The sequence below is a fragment of the Methylobacterium sp. J-118 genome (assembly GCF_057836565.1).
In genome coordinates, this window is sequence record NZ_JBYQFA010000001.1 from 3062464 (window position 1) to 3077750 (window position 15287).

Genomic DNA, 15287 nt, shown 5'->3' on the forward strand with positions numbered 1-15287 from the left:
TCCCTGAAGACGCGCGCAGGCGCTAAGCGACGCTCGAGCGTTTTACACCGGCGCGGCGGGCTAGAAATGACCCCACCGCGGATCTGGGCTTCCCGAGACGCAGATCAGCCCTGGCCGGGGGGCGGGCGGTCCGTCCGCGGATTGACCCGGCTCCCGCAGGCATTTCCGGGAGCCGGCCTTGAATCCTGTCGGCCTGCGGCCGTGCTCAGTCGCCCGTACCCGGATTGGGCGAGAAGTGGGCCTCGAGCTTTCCCGATTTGCCGTCCCAATCCTTGGCGTCGCCCGGAGCTTCCTTCTTCTGGGTGATGTTGGGCCAGGTCTTGGCGTAGTCGGCGTTCAGCTTCAGCCAGGTGTCGAGGTTCGATTCGGTGTCGGGCTTGATCGCCTCGGCGGGGCATTCCGGCTCGCAGACGCCGCAGTCGATGCACTCGTCCGGGTGGATGACGAGCATGTTCTCGCCTTCGTAGAAGCAATCCACCGGACAGACTTCGACGCAGTCGGTATACTTGCACTTGATGCAATTGTCGGTGACGACATAGGTCATCGGATATCTTCGTCCTCAAACACGACTTGGCTCGGGCGGAGCCTCGGGACGGCCCGCACGCCCGGGTGGCACTGCGAGGGAATGCCGGTGCGGCACGGCTCGGAGCCGGGCTTCGGAGGCAACGGCTCTAGACTCTGCCTCCCGGGCTGACAAGCGCGCGGGCGCCGCATCCCCTCGGCGTTCGGTCGCTGTCCCGGCGGCTGTGGCCCGGCCTCATCACTCGGGCCCGGGCGATGCTGCGTCCGAGGAGCCCTGCGAGACGTCGTCATAGAGGCACTGCGCCTCGGGGGCCGGACCCCGCCGCACGCCTAGGTCGCGTACCCGCACCGCCAGCGTGGCGTGGGGTGCGGCCACGGTCACGACGTCGCCGATTCCGATGCCCTTGGCGGGATTCTCGGCCCGGACGCCGTTCACCCGCACGAAGCCCTCCGCGGCGAGCCGCGCCGCGAGGGACCGGGTCCGCGCGAAGCGGGCGAACCACAGCCACTTGTCGAGCCGCTGCCGGTCCTCCCGCATCCCTGGGCGGTTCAGCGCTTCCCGCCGTCGCCGGCTTCGAGCTGCGCCTTGAGCGCCGCCAGCTTGGCGAAGGGCGAATCCGGATCTGGCGCGCGCTCGCGCCGGGGGGGACGCTGGTCGGGCCGCGGACCGGAGGCGCGCGGCTCGGCGTTGCGCTGATCGTCCCGCCGCGGCGCGTCACGGCGTTCGGGCCGGCCGCCCTCGAAGCGGTCACGGCGCGGCCCCCGGTCCCGCCCGTTGCGGGCCGCGTCGTCGCCACCCTCGGCGCGGCGCGGCTCCGGACGACCCTCCGGGCGACCCGGCCCCTCGTGCTGGCCCTGTGGGCCGCCGTCCCGGCCGCGGCCCGCGCCGCGTGGGCGGTTCTGCGGGCGCTGATGGGCCGGACGCTGATGGCGCTGGAGCCGCCAGACCTCGATCTGGGGCACCTCGCCGGCGGGCTCGCCCTCCGCCCCAGCGGTCTCGGGCGCCGCCTCCGCGCTGGCCGGAGCGGCCGCCGCAACCGGCTCCGCTTCGCTGGTCCCGGGCTCCGGCGTCGCCGCCGCCGGGGTGGCGTCGGGCTCGGCCGCCGGCTCCGTCCCGGGATGCTCTGCTTCGCTATGCTCCGCCGCAGGAGCGTCGGCCGGGCCGTGCGCCTCGGCCGCGGCCTCGACGGGCTCGGATGCGGCCTCGGATCCTTCGACCGGGGGCTCCTCGGTCGCGACCGCGCCCGAAACGCCTGCCGCCTCGGCGGGCTCCGCCCCGGCGACGGGCGCGTCGCCAGGGATGTCGTCGCCCGGGATGTCGGCGCCGGACGCGGCCTGCGCCGCGCCGGCCGGGGCCTCGTCGCCGACGGGCTCGGCGGCGTCCGCCTGCGCGGTGACTGCCTCGTCGGAGGAGGCCTCGGCGGCGGCGGTCGCCGCGGCCGGCGTCGTCGCGGCGGCCGGGAGGAGCGGCACCGTGATGGCCGGCCCGGGGCGGGCTTCCGCATTGTAGCCCAGGGACTTCAGGATCGAGGCGAAATCCTCCCCCGAGCAGCCGACCAGGGAGGTCATGCCGACGGTGGCGACGAAGCCGTCGCCGTCGGCGGTGCCCTCCGGCGGGGCGCCGGGCGTGGTGCCGGGGCGGTAGGCGATCGCCGGGCGGATCAGGTCGGCGAGCCGCTCCAGGATGTCGACGCGCACCGCCCGCTCGCCGCTGACCCGGAAGCCGGCCGCGCGATAGAGGCCCTTGGCGATCTCGCGGTCAACCTTGATCGAGGTGCGGCCCGAGCCCGCGAGATGGGCGATCTCGTCGAGGCCGCGCTGGTCGAGGCCGCCGTTGCGCAGGGCCCAGAGCTGGGCCGCGAGCGTCCGCGGCGCCGGCTTCAGCAGCGCCGGCAGGAAGATGTGATAGGCGCCGAAGCGGACGCCGTGCCGGCGCAGGGCCCCGCGGCCGTCCTGGTCGAGGCTGCGCATCTCGTGCGCCACCTTCGAACGCTCCAGCACGCCGAGCGCCTCGACCACCTGATAGCCGATCCCCTTGGCGAGGCCGGTGAGGTCGGCGGCGGTCTCGATGTCCATCAGCGGGCCGAGCAGGCGGACGACATGGGCCTTCAGCCACGCGTCGAGGCGGGCCTCCACCTTCTCGCGATGGGCGCCGGTCAGGCTGTCATCGGCGAGAAGCCGGATCTGCGGGGCGAACAGCTTCTCGCCGGGGGTGAGCTTGGCGACGGGCGCCCCGGTCCAGCGGATCGTGCCGTCATGCGCCAGCACCAGGGTCGAATCGGCCGTGGCGGCGAACCGCTCGGCCCGGGCCTCGATCTCGCCGGCGAGCGCCTTCTCGGCGGCGCTCCGCAGAGTCTTGGCCTCGTGTCCCTCGGCGCTGGCATCCGGAACGAACAGGAATCCGTGGAGGTGGCCGACATGCTGACCCTCGACGGTGACGTCACCGTCGGCGGTAATCTGGGCTTCGAGCATCGTGTTCTCTCTCAGGCGCCGCATCAGGACGCTTGTGCGCCGGTCGACGAAGCGGCTCGCGAGGCGTTCGTGCAGGGCGTCGGACAGCCTGTCCTCTACCCGACGCGTCTCGCCCTGCCAATGTTCTGGGTCGCGCAGCCAGTCGGGCCTGTTGGCGACGAAGGTCCAGGTGCGCCCCTGGGCGATCCGGCGGGACAGGGTGTCGATGTCGCCGTCGGTACGGTCGATCATCGCCACCTGCTCGGCGAACCACGTATCGGGGATGCGCCCGGCCATGCCCTTCATGAGGAATCGGTAGAGCTGCGCCACGAGGTCGGCGTGCACCTGCGGGTGGACCTTGCGGTAATCCGGCACGCCGCAGACGTCCCAGAGCCGCCGGACCGTGGCGGCGCCGCGCGCCATGTCGCGGATGTCGTCTTCCTTCATCAGGATCTCGAGGGCCTGCTGGTCCTCGCCCATCGGGGCCCGGGTCAGGCCCGATTCGCGCGGGTGCGTGTCGAGACTCGCCTGCAGCGCCTCCAGGCTGCCGAAGGTGAGATCCGGGTTGCGCCATTGCAGGATGCGCAGCGGGTCGAAATCGTGGCTCTCCAGCCGCTCGACCAGCTCGGCCTCGAAGGGCGGGCAGCGTCCGGTGGAGCCGAAGGTCCCGTCCGCGAGGTGGCGCCCGGCCCGGCCGGCGATCTGGCCCATCTCGGCGGGGGTGAGCTTGCGGAAGCGGGTCCCGTCGTACTTCCAGTTGGCTGCGAAGGCGACGTGATCGACGTCGAGGTTGAGGCCCATCCCGACCGCGTCGGTGGCGACGAGGTAGTCCACGTCGCCGGCCTGGTACATCTCGACCTGGGCGTTGCGGGTCCGGGGCGAGAGCGCGCCCAGCACCACCGCGGCGCCGCCGCGCTGGCGGCGGATCAGCTCGGCGATGGCGTAGACCTCCTCCGCCGAGAAGGCGACGATCGCCGTGCGCCGGGGCAGGCGCGCCAGCCGCTTCTCCCCCGCGAAGGTCAGCTGCGACAGCCGCGGCCGGGTGGTGGTGTGGACGTTCGGGATCAGGCTCTGGACCAGCGGCAGCATGGTCGAGGAGCCGATCAGCAGCGTCTCCTCCCGGCCGCGGACGTAGAGCAGGCGGTCTGTGAAGACGTGGCCGCGGTCCATGTCGGCGGCGAGCTGGATCTCGTCGATGGCGACATAGGCCACGTCGAGATCGCGGGGCATCGCCTCGATGGTGCAGATCCAGTAGCGCGGCCGATCGGGCTTTATTTTCTCTTCCCCGGTCACGAGCGCGACCTTCTCCGGCCCGACCTTGGCCACCACCCGCAAATAAACCTCGCGGGCGAGCAGCCGCAGGGGCAGCCCGATCATCCCGGTCGGGTGCGCGAGCATCCGCTCGATGGCGAGATGTGTCTTGCCGGTGTTGGTCGGCCCGAGGACCGCCGTGACGCCGCGGGCGCGGACGTCGCGGGGCAGCGAGCGGCTGGGCGAGGGGCGGAGCGGCGCGTCGATGGTCGGCGGTTCCTTCGGACGAGAAGGCCGTCGCGGCGCCGTTATGGCGCGAGCGGGGAGGGGGGCTTATCGACCGGTCGCGTCAGGGACGATAGGGCCGGGTCGTTCCACCCCCATATGGGATGCCGGCGCCGCCAGGTCCAACCTGCGGCGTGACGAGTGGATAAACGTCGATCTGCGTCGCGGGCGCCCCCGGCTGGGGTGCGAGGTCGGCGCACAAAGTATCGGGGATCGCCACGAGGGGGCCGCCGCGGGGCCGACCCTGCCCGGGCCGGTGCTCGACGACCTCCGCGGACGAGAAGGCGTCGCCGCCGCAGCCGGATTCCGCGGGGCCGGCCGTGAGCGGCCGGGCGGCGGCCGGTCCGGTGAGGGCGACCAGGGCGAGGGCGAATCGGAGCGGGGGCGCACGCATCCGCGCATCATCGCCCGGACCGGTGAAGATTCAGGGCACTGCCGGCGGCAGGCCAAGATAGCCGAGCACGGCCCGGAGCACGCGGCGTCGCAGGTCGCCCACGCTCCGCTCGCCGCGTGCGCCCGCGGCGTCGACCATGCCCCGCATGAGGGCGAGAAGGTCGCCAGCCGCCGTTTCGGGTTCGGCGGGAAGCGCAATGTCGAGGCGCGCAAACAGCGCCAGGAGCGCGGCCGTGAAGGCCCGCGCGACGGATTCGGCGGTGTCGGCGAGCTGCAGCCGGCTCTCCTCGCCGTCGAGCAACAGGGCAAGGGCCGGCCGGGTTAATTGATGATCGACGCACGCCGCCACGATTCGGCGCAGGCCCTCCTCCGGCGACCCCGCCGCCGGGACGGCGTTCACGGCCGCGATCAGTAGGCCGGTCTCGCGCGCCGCCAGGGCCGCGGTCAGTGCCTCCTTGGCGGGGAAATACTGGTAGACCGAGCCGATCGAGACGCCGGCGCGCTCGGCGACCGCGTTGGTCGTGTAGCCGGCGAGTCCGCGCTCTTCCAGAATGCGAGCCGCGCCTTCGAGGATCGTACCGACGGTCTCGGCGGAGCGGGATTGTCCAGGCGTTTTCCGGGGCTTGAGGGCCGGTCCGCGCGTCCTGCCGGCGGTCATGAACGCGAGTTCTCCGAAGCGGCGTTCGCGGACATCATCCCGGCGTCCCGAACATCCTTCGGAGCGACGAGGCCCATGTCAGACACACCGTTCAGTCCCAAGCTCACGGTCTTCATGCTGGTGAAGACGTCTCCCGAATGGCTTGCCCTGTCGATCGACGATCGCTTCGCGCGGTTGCGCGAGACTTTCGAGCCGATCCTGCGCCGGTACGCCGATTCGGTCACGCTGCGCTTCTACGATGCCGAGTTCTACACCGCCCGGCTGACCGACCTCTGGGTGTGGGAGGCGGCCGACCATCACGCCTATGAACTCGTCGTCGAGGCCCTGCGCGAGACGGCGTTCTGGGACCGCTGGTTCTCGATCGTCGAAATCATCCCGGCGGTGGAGAACGCCTACGCGTCGAACTACGATCGGGCGCCCCTGGCGGCCTGAGCGGGCCGCCTCAGTCCGCGCCCTCGACCAGCACCACCTCGCCGATCCCGGCGGGCAGGCGCTTCGCCTTGGCCGCCTGGTATTCGGGGGAGAAGTAATAGGCCCGCGCCGCCTCGTAGGAGTCGAATTCGAGCACGACGTTGCGCGGCCGGGCCTCCCCCTCCAGCGCCTCGCTGCGGCCGCCGCGGACCAGCGGTTTGCAGCCGTACTGTCGCATGGCCTCGGAGGCCATGGCGGCGTAGTCCCGGTAGGTGTCCGGGTCGGTGACCGTCATGCGGACGATGATGTAGCCCTTGGGCACCGGCTGACCTCCCTGGCGCGTGCGCCGCGCCGGGCATGCGTGCCGGGAAATCGCCCGCCGGTCAAAGCGATCCGCGTGGCTACTGTCCCGGCGGGTGTTCTTGCAGGCTCGCCTGCGCGGCGGCGGTGCCTGTCGCGCCGGCACCGGCGGTCCCGGTGGGGCCACCCTGGGTCCAGCGCGTCGCCTCGATGATGTTGGTGCCGATGGTGGTGAGCACCGAGATGCGCAGCGGGAGCAGCACCCGCGTCCCCTCGACGGGGGCGAGCCAGACCGACATCTCGCGGTTCTCTTCCATGAACTTGACCCCCGGGCGGTCCGGGCGGTGGCCCGCCACCGCCTGATAGCGGGCCGTGCAGACGAGGACCGGGCCGGCATAGCCGGGCTTCTGCACGGGCCGCGTCTCGGCGTAGCTCAGCACCACGTTGAAGCGGGTCGCGCCGTCGAAGACCGGCAGGGTCCGGTTGCAGTTCTCCGGGTCGAGCGGCTCGCCGCGCGCCTGGGTCGGCATCAGCAGCGCGCTGACCGGATCGATGATGCCGCGCTTGTCGGCCTGGGTGACCGGCACCCGGTCCTGCATGTCCACGAGCGGCGGGGTGATCTCCGCCTGGACCACGGTCCCGCGGGCCAGGGCCATGCGCACCGCGATGCCGGAACTCGCCGTGTGGGTGGCAATCGCGAAGGCGCCGGGCTGGGGCGCCGCCGCGAAGGTCCCGGAGGCGCGAGCCGAGCCCTTGCCGCCGGTGATCGCGCCGACGAGGCCGGTCAGCACCGCCGATACGTCCATGACGTAGCGGTCGCGCTCGAACGCCCCGGCCAGCCGCGCGGTACCGATCGGCAGGCCGGCGAGGTTGATCCCGTAATCGACCGCCACGGTCGCGGGGGCCGCGGCCGCCCGCTTCGAACGCGCCCCGCGCGCGCCGGCATCGGCCGGCCCCGCCAGGAGTGCGAGCGCCAGGAGGCCGCCCGCGAGTCGGCCGGCGGCGTGCGTCGTCAAAGGCTCGATCGTCCGATGGGCTGGCGTGGCACTCATGATCCGGATCGCATCCCAAGGACGGCGGCCCAAGACACCAGCTTGCGCACGCCCTCTCGAACTCGCCTGCATGACGGCCTCCCCGCGACGGCAAGTGCCGGGCGTGGCGCCTTTCTGCGAGCGGATGAAGGCTATATCCCGGCATCGTGGTTAACAGACCGTTGGATCGCGGATGCGGCCCGTCTCGGCGCCGCTCCCTTGACGCATCGCCCTTCCGTCGCCTATAGGCTCGCGCCTTCAACAGGACTCCGCTGGACCTGGAACACGCAATGGGCGCCGCCCGCTGCGACGACGATCGCGCCGGCCGCGATCGGGTCTCATCGGGCGGAACGAGACGGGATCTAAAGTCATCATGGCGCGCCGCTGCGAACTCACCGGCAAGGCCGTTCAGGTCGGCCACCTCGTGAGCCACTCGAACCACAAGACCAAGTGCCGGTTCCTGCCGAACCTGTGCAATGTCACCCTGCAGTCCGACGCGCTCGGCAAGCGCGTGCGCCTGCGGGTCACCGCGCACGCCCTGCGCTCGGTGGAGCATCGCGGCGGGCTCGACGCCTTCCTGATCAAGGCCGGCGAGGGCGACCTGTCGCAGACCGCCCGCCTCCTGAAGCGCGAGCTTCACAAGAAGCTCGCCGAGACCCCGGCCGAGGCGGCCTGAGCCTCGGGCGCTTCCACGCGACCGTCATCCGACGAAGCAAACCGCCGCAGCCATTCAGGCTGCGGCGGTTTGCGCATGCCCGGACGGGATCGAGTCTGGACAAGTCAGGGTCTCAAAAGGTCTGAAACCTGTTGTGGGTCCAGGGCAGGGCCCTGCGAAGATCAGGGGCTCCGCCCCCGAACCCCGCCGAAGGGCTGAGCCCTTCGGGAACCCCGCTCCTAACGCCGGCCGCCGGCCGCGCGCAGCGCCCGACCGGTGGGCGTGGGCGATCCATCCTCCTCGAACAGCTCGGCCAGCTTCTCGGTCATCGCCCCGCCCAGCTCCTCGGCGTCGATGATCGTGACGGCACGGCGGTAGTAGCGCGTCACGTCGTGGCCGATGCCGATCGCCAGCAGTTCCACCGGCGAGCGGGTCTCGATCTCCTCGATCATCCAGCGCAGGTGCCGCTCCAGGTAGTTGCCGGCGTTCACCGACAGGGTCGAATCGTCCACCGGCGCGCCGTCGGAAATCACCATCAGGATCTTGCGCTGCTCCGGCCGGCCGAGCAGGCGCTTGTGCGCCCAGTCGAGGGCCTCGCCGTCGATGTTCTCCTTGAGCAGCCCCTCGCGCATCATCAGACCGAGGTTTTTTCGCGCGCGCCGCCAGGGGGCGTCGGCCGACTTGTAGACGATGTGGCGCAGGTCGTTCAGGCGGCCCGGGTTCGGCGGCTTGCCGGCGGCCAGCCACGCCTCGCGGCTCTGGCCGCCCTTCCAGGCCCGGGTGGTGAAGCCGAGAATCTCGACCTTGACGCCGCAGCGCTCCAGGGTCCGCGCCAGGATGTCGGCGCAGGTCGCCGCCACGGTGATCGGCCGGCCGCGCATCGAGCCGGAATTGTCCAGGAGCAGGGTGACGACCGTGTCGCGAAAGTTGGTGTCCTTCTCCTGCTTGAAGGAGAGCGGCTGGTAGGGATCGATCACCACGCGGACGAGCCGCGCCGGGTCGAGCTGACCCTCCTCCAGGTCGAAATCCCAGGCGCGGTTCTGCTGGGCCAGGAGCCGGCGCTGCAACCGGTTGGCCAGGCGGCCGACCACGCCCTGCAGATGCGAGAGCTGCTTGTCGAGATAGGCGCGCAGGCGTGACAGTTCGTCGGCGTCGCAGAGTTCCTCGGCGTGGATGACCTCGTCGAACCGGGGGTTGAACACCCGGTATTCGGGCCCGCGCGCCTCGTTGCCCTGGCGCTGCGGCGGCCGCGACGCCTCGGAGGCCTCCTCGGATTCGGCGTCCTCGGATTCCTCGGGCAACTCGCCCGAGGGCGCGTCGGCCGATTCCTGGGCGCCCTCCTCGATCTCGTCGGAGGCCTCCTCGGAGGTCTCGATCTCGGCGCGCTCGCCCTGGCTCTTCTCCTCCGAATCACCCTCGCTCGGGTTCTGCTCGTCGTCCTGGGCGTCGTTCTCGTCGTCGTTCTCGTCGTCCTCGGCGTCGAACGGCGTCTCGTCCGACATGTCCAGCGAGGTGAGCAGGTCGCGGACCGAGCGGGCGAACTTGCGCTGGTCTTCGATCGAGCCGAGCAGCCCGTCGAGGTTCGGGCCGGCCTTGGCCTCGATATGCTCGCGCCAGAGCGCGACGATCTTGTCGGCCGCCTGGGGCGGCTTCTGTCCGGTCAGGCGCTCGCGCACCATCAGGGCGACCGCGTCCTCCATCGGGGCATCGGCCCGATCCGTGATGCTCTCGTACTTGCCGCCGCGGTGGTAGCGGTCCTCCAGCATCGCAGTGATATTGCTGGCGACACCCGCCATCCGGCGCGAGCCGATCGCCTCGACCCGGGCCTGCTCCACCGCGTCGTAGACCGCCCGGGCGGCCGCGTTCTCCGGGGCGAAGCGCCGGTGCAGGGTGATGTCATGGCAGCCGAGGCGCAGAGCCATGGCGTCGGCGTTGCCGCGGAGCACCGCGACATCCTGCGCCGAGAGTTTCCGGGGCGGCTCGGGCAGGCGGGCCTTGTCGCCGGTGAGCGCCGGCCGGTCGGTGGCGTAGGTGACCTCGACCTCGGAGCGCCGGGCGATGGCGCGCAGGCATCCGGCCACCGAGCGCTTGAGGGGCTCGGCCACGGGTTCGCGGCGCTCGCCGGGCTTGCGGTTGGAGATGGACATGCGCGGCTACCGGTCGTCGTCGAAGTCGAAGGGGCGGTTCAGGATCTCGTCCCAGGTGTAGGGACACTCCGCGGGCAGGGATTTGGGTGCGCGTTTCATCTGCCGGGCTGCTCCGAGGCGACCGAGCCGGAACGCATTGTGGCGGATCTCATCGAGGCTCGACTTCAGGCCCGGGCTCTTCTGCAGTCGAATCAGAGCCTGCTCTCGATGTTCGGCGATGCTGAGCGCCCAGCTGCGGCTTCGTCGTTCCGGCTGATGGTCCCACGTCAGCATGTGCAGGATGATGATCTCGACCGCACTCTGGAGCCGGTAACACTCGCTCAGGCCCACGTCGCTCAGCTCCTCGGCGATGTTCTCGAGGTCGAGCGCGTCCATCCGGCCGGCGCGGAGCAGCGCCACCTGCTCCTGAACCCAGGTGTAGAGGTCGTCCGCGTAGCGCGTCCGCCCCTCGGTATACGAAGCCGCTGGAGCGTCCTCGCGTGTCAGGGCCGGATGCGCCATCGCGTCCTCCATGCGGTTCAGCTCAGGGCGACGTTCACCGCGCTCTCGGGCAGCTCCTTGCCGAAGGCGCGCTGGTAGAACTCGGCCACCAAGGTCCGCTCCAGCTCGTCGCACTTGTTCAGGAACGTCACCCGGAAGGCGAAGCCGACATCCTTGAAGATGTCGGCGTTCTCGGCCCAGGTGATCACCGTGCGCGGGCTCATCACGGTCGAGAGGTCGCCGTTCATGAACGCGTTGCGGGTCAGGTCCGCCACCCGCACCATGCGGTTGACGATGTCGCGGCCCTGGTCGCCCCGGTAATGCACCGCCTTCGACAGCACGATGTCGACCTCGCGGTCGTGCGGCAGGTAATTCAGCGTGGTGACGATCGACCAGCGGTCCATCTGGCCCTGGTTGATCTGCTGGGTGCCGTGATAGAGGCCCGACGTGTCGCCCAGCCCCACCGTGTTGGCGGTGGCGAACAACCGGAAGGCCGGGTGCGGGCGGATCACGCGCTTCTGGTCGAGCAGCGTCAGCCGGCCCGACAGTTCCAGCACGCGCTGGATCACGAACATCACGTCCGGGCGGCCGGCATCGTACTCGTCGAACACCAGGGCGACGTTGTTCTGCAGCGCCCAGGGCAGGATCCCGTCCTGGAAGGCGGTCACCTGCTTGCCGTCCTGCAGGACGATGGCGTCCTTGCCGACGAGGTCGATGCGCGAGACGTGGCTGTCCAGGTTGATGCGGATGCAGGGCCAGTTCAGCCGGGCCGCCACCTGCTCGATATGGGTCGATTTGCCGGTGCCGTGGTAGCCGGTGACCATCACGCGCCGGTTGCGCGCGAAGCCGGCCAGGATGGCCAGCGTCGTCTCCCGATCGAAGATGTAGTCCGGATCGAGATCGGGAACGTGCTCCCCGGACTCGGCATAGGCCGGGACCTTGAGGTCGAGGTCGATGCCGAAGACCTCGCGGACGGAGACGGTGCGGTCGGGGAGCCGGGCGGGCGTGTCGTCAGAGAGCATTCGGAACCTCGTGAGGCGCGGACGACGCCACCCTGAACCGGTGGCGCATCCGCGCGGAAGAACGTCGAGCCGGGCCTCCGCGGCGGGGCGGAGCCATCCTTAGACGGCGACGCGCCGAGGCGCCACCGACCGGCATGGCCTCCATATAGGGCCGTGTCGCGCGGTTTCCCCATCCTGGGGTCGAACCGGCGTGCATCCTTCGTGCCGTTCAGCAGAGGCCGGCGGTGCGCAGCACGTCGTGGGCGCGGATGATGTCGCGCAGCCGCTCCTCGAACGAGCGGTCGCCGCCATTCGCGTCGGGGTGGAATCGCTTCACCAGCGCCTTGTACTGCGCCTTGATGGCAGGGGCGTCCGCCCCCTCTTCGAGGCCCATCACGTCCAGGGCCCGGCGTACCGTGGCGGTGCGGCGGGGCTTTTCCGGCTCGGGCTGGCGGGCGCGGCGGCGTCCGTCGTCGACGCCCGCACCGCGCAGGATACCGAGCGGATCGACATAGGCCCAATCCCGGGTCGGCTCCTCGGCCGGCTTGCCCTGGCCGGCCGGGTTCACCCCCATCGCCCAGGTCGGGCGATGACCGATGATCGCGTCCTTCTGATAGGCCTGCACGGCGGCGTCGTTCATGCCGTCGAAATAGTTGTAGCTGGCGTTGTAGGCGCGGACGTGGTCGATGCAGAAGCGCCAGTACTGGCCCTCCGCCTTTCGACCCTTCGGCGCCCGATGCGGGCCCGGCTGCGTGCAGCCCGGGCTCTCGCACGTCGCCTCGGCCGCGGCCGCGGCCTTCGGCTCGTCGCAGGACGGTTTGATCCGGATGCTGTCGAACAGGCGCGAGTTGAGATCCATGACGGGCCGATTATGAGGGGGTGGACCTGAGACACAAGGGCATCGGGCCTGATGACGCATGCGCGGGATCGGGCTTGACGGAATCTCCTGAACACGACGCGAGGGTGCGATGGCTGACGGTGCGGGCGGCGGGGGAACCCTGCGGGATTGGATGGAGGCACGGCTGCGCGAGCAGCTCGCGCCGGCGCGGCTCGACGTCATCGACGAGTCGCATCTGCATGCCGGCCATTCCGGGGCACGGCCGGGGGGCGAGACCCACTACCGGCTCGACATCGTCGCGTCGGCCTTCGCGGGCAAGAGCCGCGTCGAACGGCACCGGCTGGTGAACGCGCTGATGGACGATGCGTTCAAGCGCGGCCTCCACGCCCTGGCCCTGCGCGCGCGCACGCCGGACGAGGCGGCCTGAACCCGGGCGCGTCCGGCCTCGTTCCCGATGGCCACGCGGCTTTCGGGAGGAGACATGGCGATGCTGGCCCCGGCACGCATTCCCGCGGCGCGCGGGTCCGCGCCGCCCCATCTGCGGGCTAACCGCGCCCGGAGGCCGACATGTCCCTGAGGGTGACCCCGCGCATCGCCATCGGCGACGACGAGATCGAGCTGTCGTTCCTGCGCGCCTCGGGGGCGGGCGGCCAGAACGTCAACAAGGTCGAGACCGCGGTCCAGCTCCGCTGGTCGATCCTCGGCTCGCCCTCCGTGGACGAGCGCGTGAAGGCGAACCTCGTGCGGCTCGCCGGGCGGCGGATGACCAAGGACGGCGTCCTCGTGCTCACCGGGCAGCGGCACCGGACGCAGGAGCGCAACCGGGCCGACATCCTGCAGCGCCTCGTCGATCTGGTGGCGGAGGCGGCCAAGCCGCCGCCCCCGATCCGCCGCCCGACGAAGCCCACCAAGGGGTCGAAGGAACGGCGGATCGTCGCCAAGAAGAGCCGCGCCACGATCAAGCAGGGGCGGGGCAGCTACCGGGATTCCGACAGCTGAGAACGCCCTCAGTGGATCGCGTCGATCACCGCGGCCTTCGGGTTCGCGTCGGGCGCCGGGGACGAGCCCGCCACCAGGGTGCTGCCCGGCCGGGCGATCGTCATCGCGATGGCGATCAGGGCCAGGAGCGCCGCGAGGGCGGCCGGAAACAGGAAGGCCGATTCGCCGTAGCGGATGTCGAGGAGGCCGCCGATCACCGCGCCGGTGCTGAGCCCGGCCCAGAGCGGCGCCTGGATCCAGAACGAGGGCGCCACCGTGCCGAGCAGGAGGTTGGCGCAGCCGGTGCCGAAACGCACCACGGCGCCGGTGACGTAGGTCAGGGCCAGGGAGCGGCCGCCCTCGTCCTGGAGCGTCGCGTTCTGGAGCCCCAGCGCCAGCACGATCGGATAGGCGTGCAGCGGATAAGCGAAGGTGCCCCAGGGCATCAGCAGCCCGCCGGCGAGCAGCAGCGCCTGGAGCGTCAGCAGCACCGCCAGGCGCCAGCGCCCGACCCAGGCGGCGATCAGCGTCCCCAGGAAGGCGCCGAAGCAGAACAGGCTGATGGTGCTGGCGACCCGGGTGACGTTCTCCCAGTCGCCGTTCGCCACCGCCACGCCGAAGCGCGTGGTGTTGCCCGACATGAACGACATGAACAGCTGCGAGAATTCCAGGAAGCCGATGGAATCCGCGCAGCCCGCCAGCAGGGCCAGCGCAATGGCGAAGGCGATGCGGCTGCGCGGATCGGCGGGGAAGGACTTGTCCGCCGGCGGTTCGGGCTTGCGCTCCGACACGCCTCCTCCGGTCCGATTGCCGTACTCCGCCATGCTGATCCCCCGATGCAGCGACCGCGTCCGCCGCGACCGACTGACAATGGACGTATAGCGCAGCGGTTTCATGCCGCGGTGCGGCGCAACACAACGACGCGCCCCGGCACCGGCGCGCCACCCTCCCGGCGGACATCGGCGGATTGCAGGGTCAGGATCTCCAGGCCGGCCGCGGCGGCGGCCGCCGCGATATGCGAATCCGCGTGGGCGTAGCGCCCGTCCGCGCCCAGCGCAGCCCCCGCCGCGTCGTGGGACTGCACCGTGAAGGCGGCGAGGCCCCCCGGCCGCAGGACGCGGCCGATCCCCGCCAGGACGGGACCGAGGTCCGGAACGTAGATCAGCACGTCCGCGGCGAGGCAGAGATCGGCCGACCCGTCCGCCTGTCCGGCCAGGAACGCGCCGAGCTCGCCCTCGGCGAGACGGTCGTAGAGCAGCCGGCCCTGCCACGCCTTGGCCCGCGCCAGGGCCAGCATCCCGGGGGACAGATCGATGCCGGTGAGATGGTCGACCCGGTCGCGGATCGCCGCGCCCATCAGGCCGGTGCCGCAGCCGAGGTCGAGCGCTGTCGCGAACTGCGCCGGGTCCGGCGGGAGCGCGGCCCGGACCAGTTCGGGGCCGACATAGCCCAGGCCCTCGACCAGATGGCGCTCGAAGCGCGGCGCGTAGCCGTCGAACAGCGCCCTGACATAGGCGGGGGAGAGGGCCGGCAGGCCGTCGCCGACCCCCAGGCGGACGAGCTGCGCCCGCACGCCGAGCGTGTCGTCCGGGTCGATGTCGAGGGCGCAGGCATAGGCCCGGGCCGCCGCGTCCCGCAGGTCCGGATCGCCGCGCGACACCGACAACCCCTCCCGGGCTCGGCCGAGCAGCAGCCAGGCCGGCGCGTAGCGTGGCGCGCGCTCCAGGGCCTGCCCGGCGAGGTCCGCCGCGGCTTCATGGTCGCCCTCGGCCAGGCAGGCTTCCGCGTAACGATAGCGGCGGTCGGCGAGGAGGTCGCCGGAACTGTGCTGCGAGGCCATGCGTCTGCCGGATCGGGGGCGCCTATATACCGGGGCCACCGGCGGA

At 71.4% G+C, this 15287-nt stretch carries 17 protein-coding genes; 4 read left to right on the plus strand and 13 right to left on the minus strand.

The window, feature by feature from the left end; all coding sequences use genetic code 11:
- Positions 1–205: 205 nt before the first annotated feature.
- From fdxA to AC3IF3_RS14795, 5 genes are all read right to left on the minus strand, one after another.
- Entirely contained in the window at positions 206–544 is a 339-nt protein-coding gene (gene fdxA, locus AC3IF3_RS14775; protein ID WP_489216880.1) for a ferredoxin FdxA, read from the minus strand.
- Positions 545–760: 216 nt separating this feature from the next.
- Entirely contained in the window at positions 761–1060 is a 300-nt protein-coding gene (locus AC3IF3_RS14780; protein ID WP_489229356.1) for an RNA-binding S4 domain-containing protein, read from the minus strand.
- A gap of 11 nt (positions 1061–1071) precedes the next feature.
- Complete coding sequence (locus tag AC3IF3_RS14785) at positions 1072–4491, minus strand: helicase-related protein (protein WP_489231304.1); 3420 nt, start codon at positions 4489–4491, stop codon at positions 1072–1074.
- A gap of 82 nt (positions 4492–4573) precedes the next feature.
- Positions 4574–4903, minus strand: a complete 330-nt coding sequence (locus AC3IF3_RS14790) for a hypothetical protein (protein ID WP_489229357.1) — start codon at positions 4901–4903, stop codon at positions 4574–4576.
- 30 nt (positions 4904–4933) lie between these two features.
- Positions 4934–5560 (minus strand): TetR/AcrR family transcriptional regulator, encoded by a 627-nt coding sequence (locus tag AC3IF3_RS14795; protein WP_489229358.1) that lies wholly within the window; start codon positions 5558–5560, stop codon positions 4934–4936.
- Positions 5561–5635: 75 nt separating this feature from the next.
- Here AC3IF3_RS14795 and AC3IF3_RS14800 point away from each other — a divergent pair, with 75 nt between their 5' ends.
- Positions 5636–5992, plus strand: a complete 357-nt coding sequence (locus tag AC3IF3_RS14800; RefSeq protein WP_489229359.1) for a darcynin family protein — start codon at positions 5636–5638, stop codon at positions 5990–5992.
- A gap of 10 nt (positions 5993–6002) precedes the next feature.
- On the opposite strand, the gene AC3IF3_RS14805 is transcribed toward AC3IF3_RS14800, so the two are convergent.
- Together AC3IF3_RS14805 and AC3IF3_RS14810 are read right to left on the minus strand one after the other, a co-directional pair.
- Positions 6003–6293 carry a DUF1330 domain-containing protein gene (locus AC3IF3_RS14805; RefSeq protein ID WP_243966646.1) on the minus strand — a complete coding sequence of 97 codons (291 nt, stop codon included), beginning with the start codon at positions 6291–6293 and terminating at the stop codon, positions 6003–6005.
- A gap of 79 nt (positions 6294–6372) precedes the next feature.
- The gene (locus AC3IF3_RS14810) at positions 6373–7323 is read right to left on the minus strand and encodes a DUF3108 domain-containing protein (RefSeq protein WP_489229360.1); all 951 of its coding nucleotides are present in this window, start codon (positions 7321–7323) and stop codon (positions 6373–6375) included.
- A 352-nt stretch (positions 7324–7675) separates the two neighbouring features.
- Between AC3IF3_RS14810 and rpmB the strand changes: the two genes are divergently transcribed.
- Positions 7676–7978, plus strand: coding sequence for a 50S ribosomal protein L28 (gene rpmB / locus AC3IF3_RS14815; RefSeq protein ID WP_243966648.1), 303 nt, complete (start codon positions 7676–7678; stop codon positions 7976–7978).
- 218 nt (positions 7979–8196) lie between these two features.
- Here rpmB and cobT read toward each other — a convergent pair whose 3' ends face one another.
- From cobT to AC3IF3_RS14835, 4 genes are all read right to left on the minus strand, one after another.
- Positions 8197–10104 carry a cobaltochelatase subunit CobT gene (gene cobT / locus AC3IF3_RS14820; RefSeq protein WP_489229361.1) on the minus strand — a complete coding sequence of 636 codons (1908 nt, stop codon included), beginning with the start codon at positions 10102–10104 and terminating at the stop codon, positions 8197–8199.
- 6 nt (positions 10105–10110) lie between these two features.
- Positions 10111–10605: a DUF29 domain-containing protein gene (locus AC3IF3_RS14825; protein ID WP_489229362.1), complete on the minus strand. Its 495-nt coding sequence runs from the start codon at positions 10603–10605 to the stop codon at positions 10111–10113.
- 17 nt (positions 10606–10622) lie between these two features.
- Entirely contained in the window at positions 10623–11606 is a 984-nt protein-coding gene (cobS, locus tag AC3IF3_RS14830; RefSeq protein WP_489216893.1) for a cobaltochelatase subunit CobS, read from the minus strand.
- 208 nt (positions 11607–11814) lie between these two features.
- Positions 11815–12444, minus strand: a complete 630-nt coding sequence (locus AC3IF3_RS14835; RefSeq protein ID WP_243966653.1) for a J domain-containing protein — start codon at positions 12442–12444, stop codon at positions 11815–11817.
- A gap of 109 nt (positions 12445–12553) precedes the next feature.
- On the opposite strand from AC3IF3_RS14835, the gene AC3IF3_RS14840 reads away from it, so the two are divergent.
- Together AC3IF3_RS14840 and arfB are read left to right on the plus strand one after the other, a co-directional pair.
- Positions 12554–12850: a BolA family protein gene (locus AC3IF3_RS14840; RefSeq protein WP_243966654.1), complete on the plus strand. Its 297-nt coding sequence runs from the start codon at positions 12554–12556 to the stop codon at positions 12848–12850.
- A 140-nt stretch (positions 12851–12990) separates the two neighbouring features.
- Positions 12991–13422 (plus strand): alternative ribosome rescue aminoacyl-tRNA hydrolase ArfB, encoded by a 432-nt coding sequence (arfB, locus tag AC3IF3_RS14845; RefSeq protein WP_489229363.1) that lies wholly within the window; start codon positions 12991–12993, stop codon positions 13420–13422.
- An 8-nt stretch (positions 13423–13430) separates the two neighbouring features.
- Here arfB and AC3IF3_RS14850 read toward each other — a convergent pair whose 3' ends face one another.
- Both AC3IF3_RS14850 and AC3IF3_RS14855 read right to left on the minus strand, forming a co-directional pair.
- Complete coding sequence (locus AC3IF3_RS14850) at positions 13431–14225, minus strand: YoaK family protein (RefSeq protein ID WP_243966656.1); 795 nt, start codon at positions 14223–14225, stop codon at positions 13431–13433.
- Positions 14226–14293: 68 nt separating this feature from the next.
- On the minus strand, positions 14294–15241 hold the full coding sequence (locus tag AC3IF3_RS14855) for a class I SAM-dependent DNA methyltransferase (RefSeq protein WP_489229364.1): 948 nt from the start codon (positions 15239–15241) through the stop codon (positions 14294–14296).
- Positions 15242–15287 lie beyond the last annotated feature (46 nt).

What these genes read in the sequence shown, in the direction of transcription:
- cobS (WP_489216893.1), bottom strand. Translation starts at nt 11,606, where the DNA reads ATGCTCTCTGACGACACGCCCGCCCGGCTCCCCGACCGCACCGTCTCC.
- AC3IF3_RS14810 (WP_489229360.1), bottom strand. Translation starts at nt 7,323, where the DNA reads ATGAGTGCCACGCCAGCCCATCGGACGATCGAGCCTTTGACGACGCAC.
- fdxA (WP_489216880.1), bottom strand. Translation starts at nt 544, where the DNA reads ATGACCTATGTCGTCACCGACAATTGCATCAAGTGCAAGTATACCGAC.
- AC3IF3_RS14835 (WP_243966653.1), bottom strand. Translation starts at nt 12,444, where the DNA reads ATGGATCTCAACTCGCGCCTGTTCGACAGCATCCGGATCAAACCGTCC.
- AC3IF3_RS14780 (WP_489229356.1), bottom strand. Translation starts at nt 1,060, where the DNA reads ATGCGGGAGGACCGGCAGCGGCTCGACAAGTGGCTGTGGTTCGCCCGC.
- AC3IF3_RS14825 (WP_489229362.1), bottom strand. Translation starts at nt 10,605, where the DNA reads ATGGCGCATCCGGCCCTGACACGCGAGGACGCTCCAGCGGCTTCGTAT.
- AC3IF3_RS14850 (WP_243966656.1), bottom strand. Translation starts at nt 14,225, where the DNA reads ATGGCGGAGTACGGCAATCGGACCGGAGGAGGCGTGTCGGAGCGCAAG.
- cobT (WP_489229361.1), bottom strand. Translation starts at nt 10,104, where the DNA reads ATGTCCATCTCCAACCGCAAGCCCGGCGAGCGCCGCGAACCCGTGGCC.
- rpmB (WP_243966648.1), top strand. Translation starts at nt 7,676, where the DNA reads ATGGCGCGCCGCTGCGAACTCACCGGCAAGGCCGTTCAGGTCGGCCAC.
- AC3IF3_RS14800 (WP_489229359.1), top strand. Translation starts at nt 5,636, where the DNA reads ATGTCAGACACACCGTTCAGTCCCAAGCTCACGGTCTTCATGCTGGTG.
- AC3IF3_RS14855 (WP_489229364.1), bottom strand. Translation starts at nt 15,241, where the DNA reads ATGGCCTCGCAGCACAGTTCCGGCGACCTCCTCGCCGACCGCCGCTAT.
- AC3IF3_RS14840 (WP_243966654.1), top strand. Translation starts at nt 12,554, where the DNA reads ATGGCTGACGGTGCGGGCGGCGGGGGAACCCTGCGGGATTGGATGGAG.
- arfB (WP_489229363.1), top strand. Translation starts at nt 12,991, where the DNA reads ATGTCCCTGAGGGTGACCCCGCGCATCGCCATCGGCGACGACGAGATC.
- AC3IF3_RS14795 (WP_489229358.1), bottom strand. Translation starts at nt 5,560, where the DNA reads ATGACCGCCGGCAGGACGCGCGGACCGGCCCTCAAGCCCCGGAAAACG.
- AC3IF3_RS14790 (WP_489229357.1), bottom strand. Translation starts at nt 4,903, where the DNA reads ATGCGTGCGCCCCCGCTCCGATTCGCCCTCGCCCTGGTCGCCCTCACC.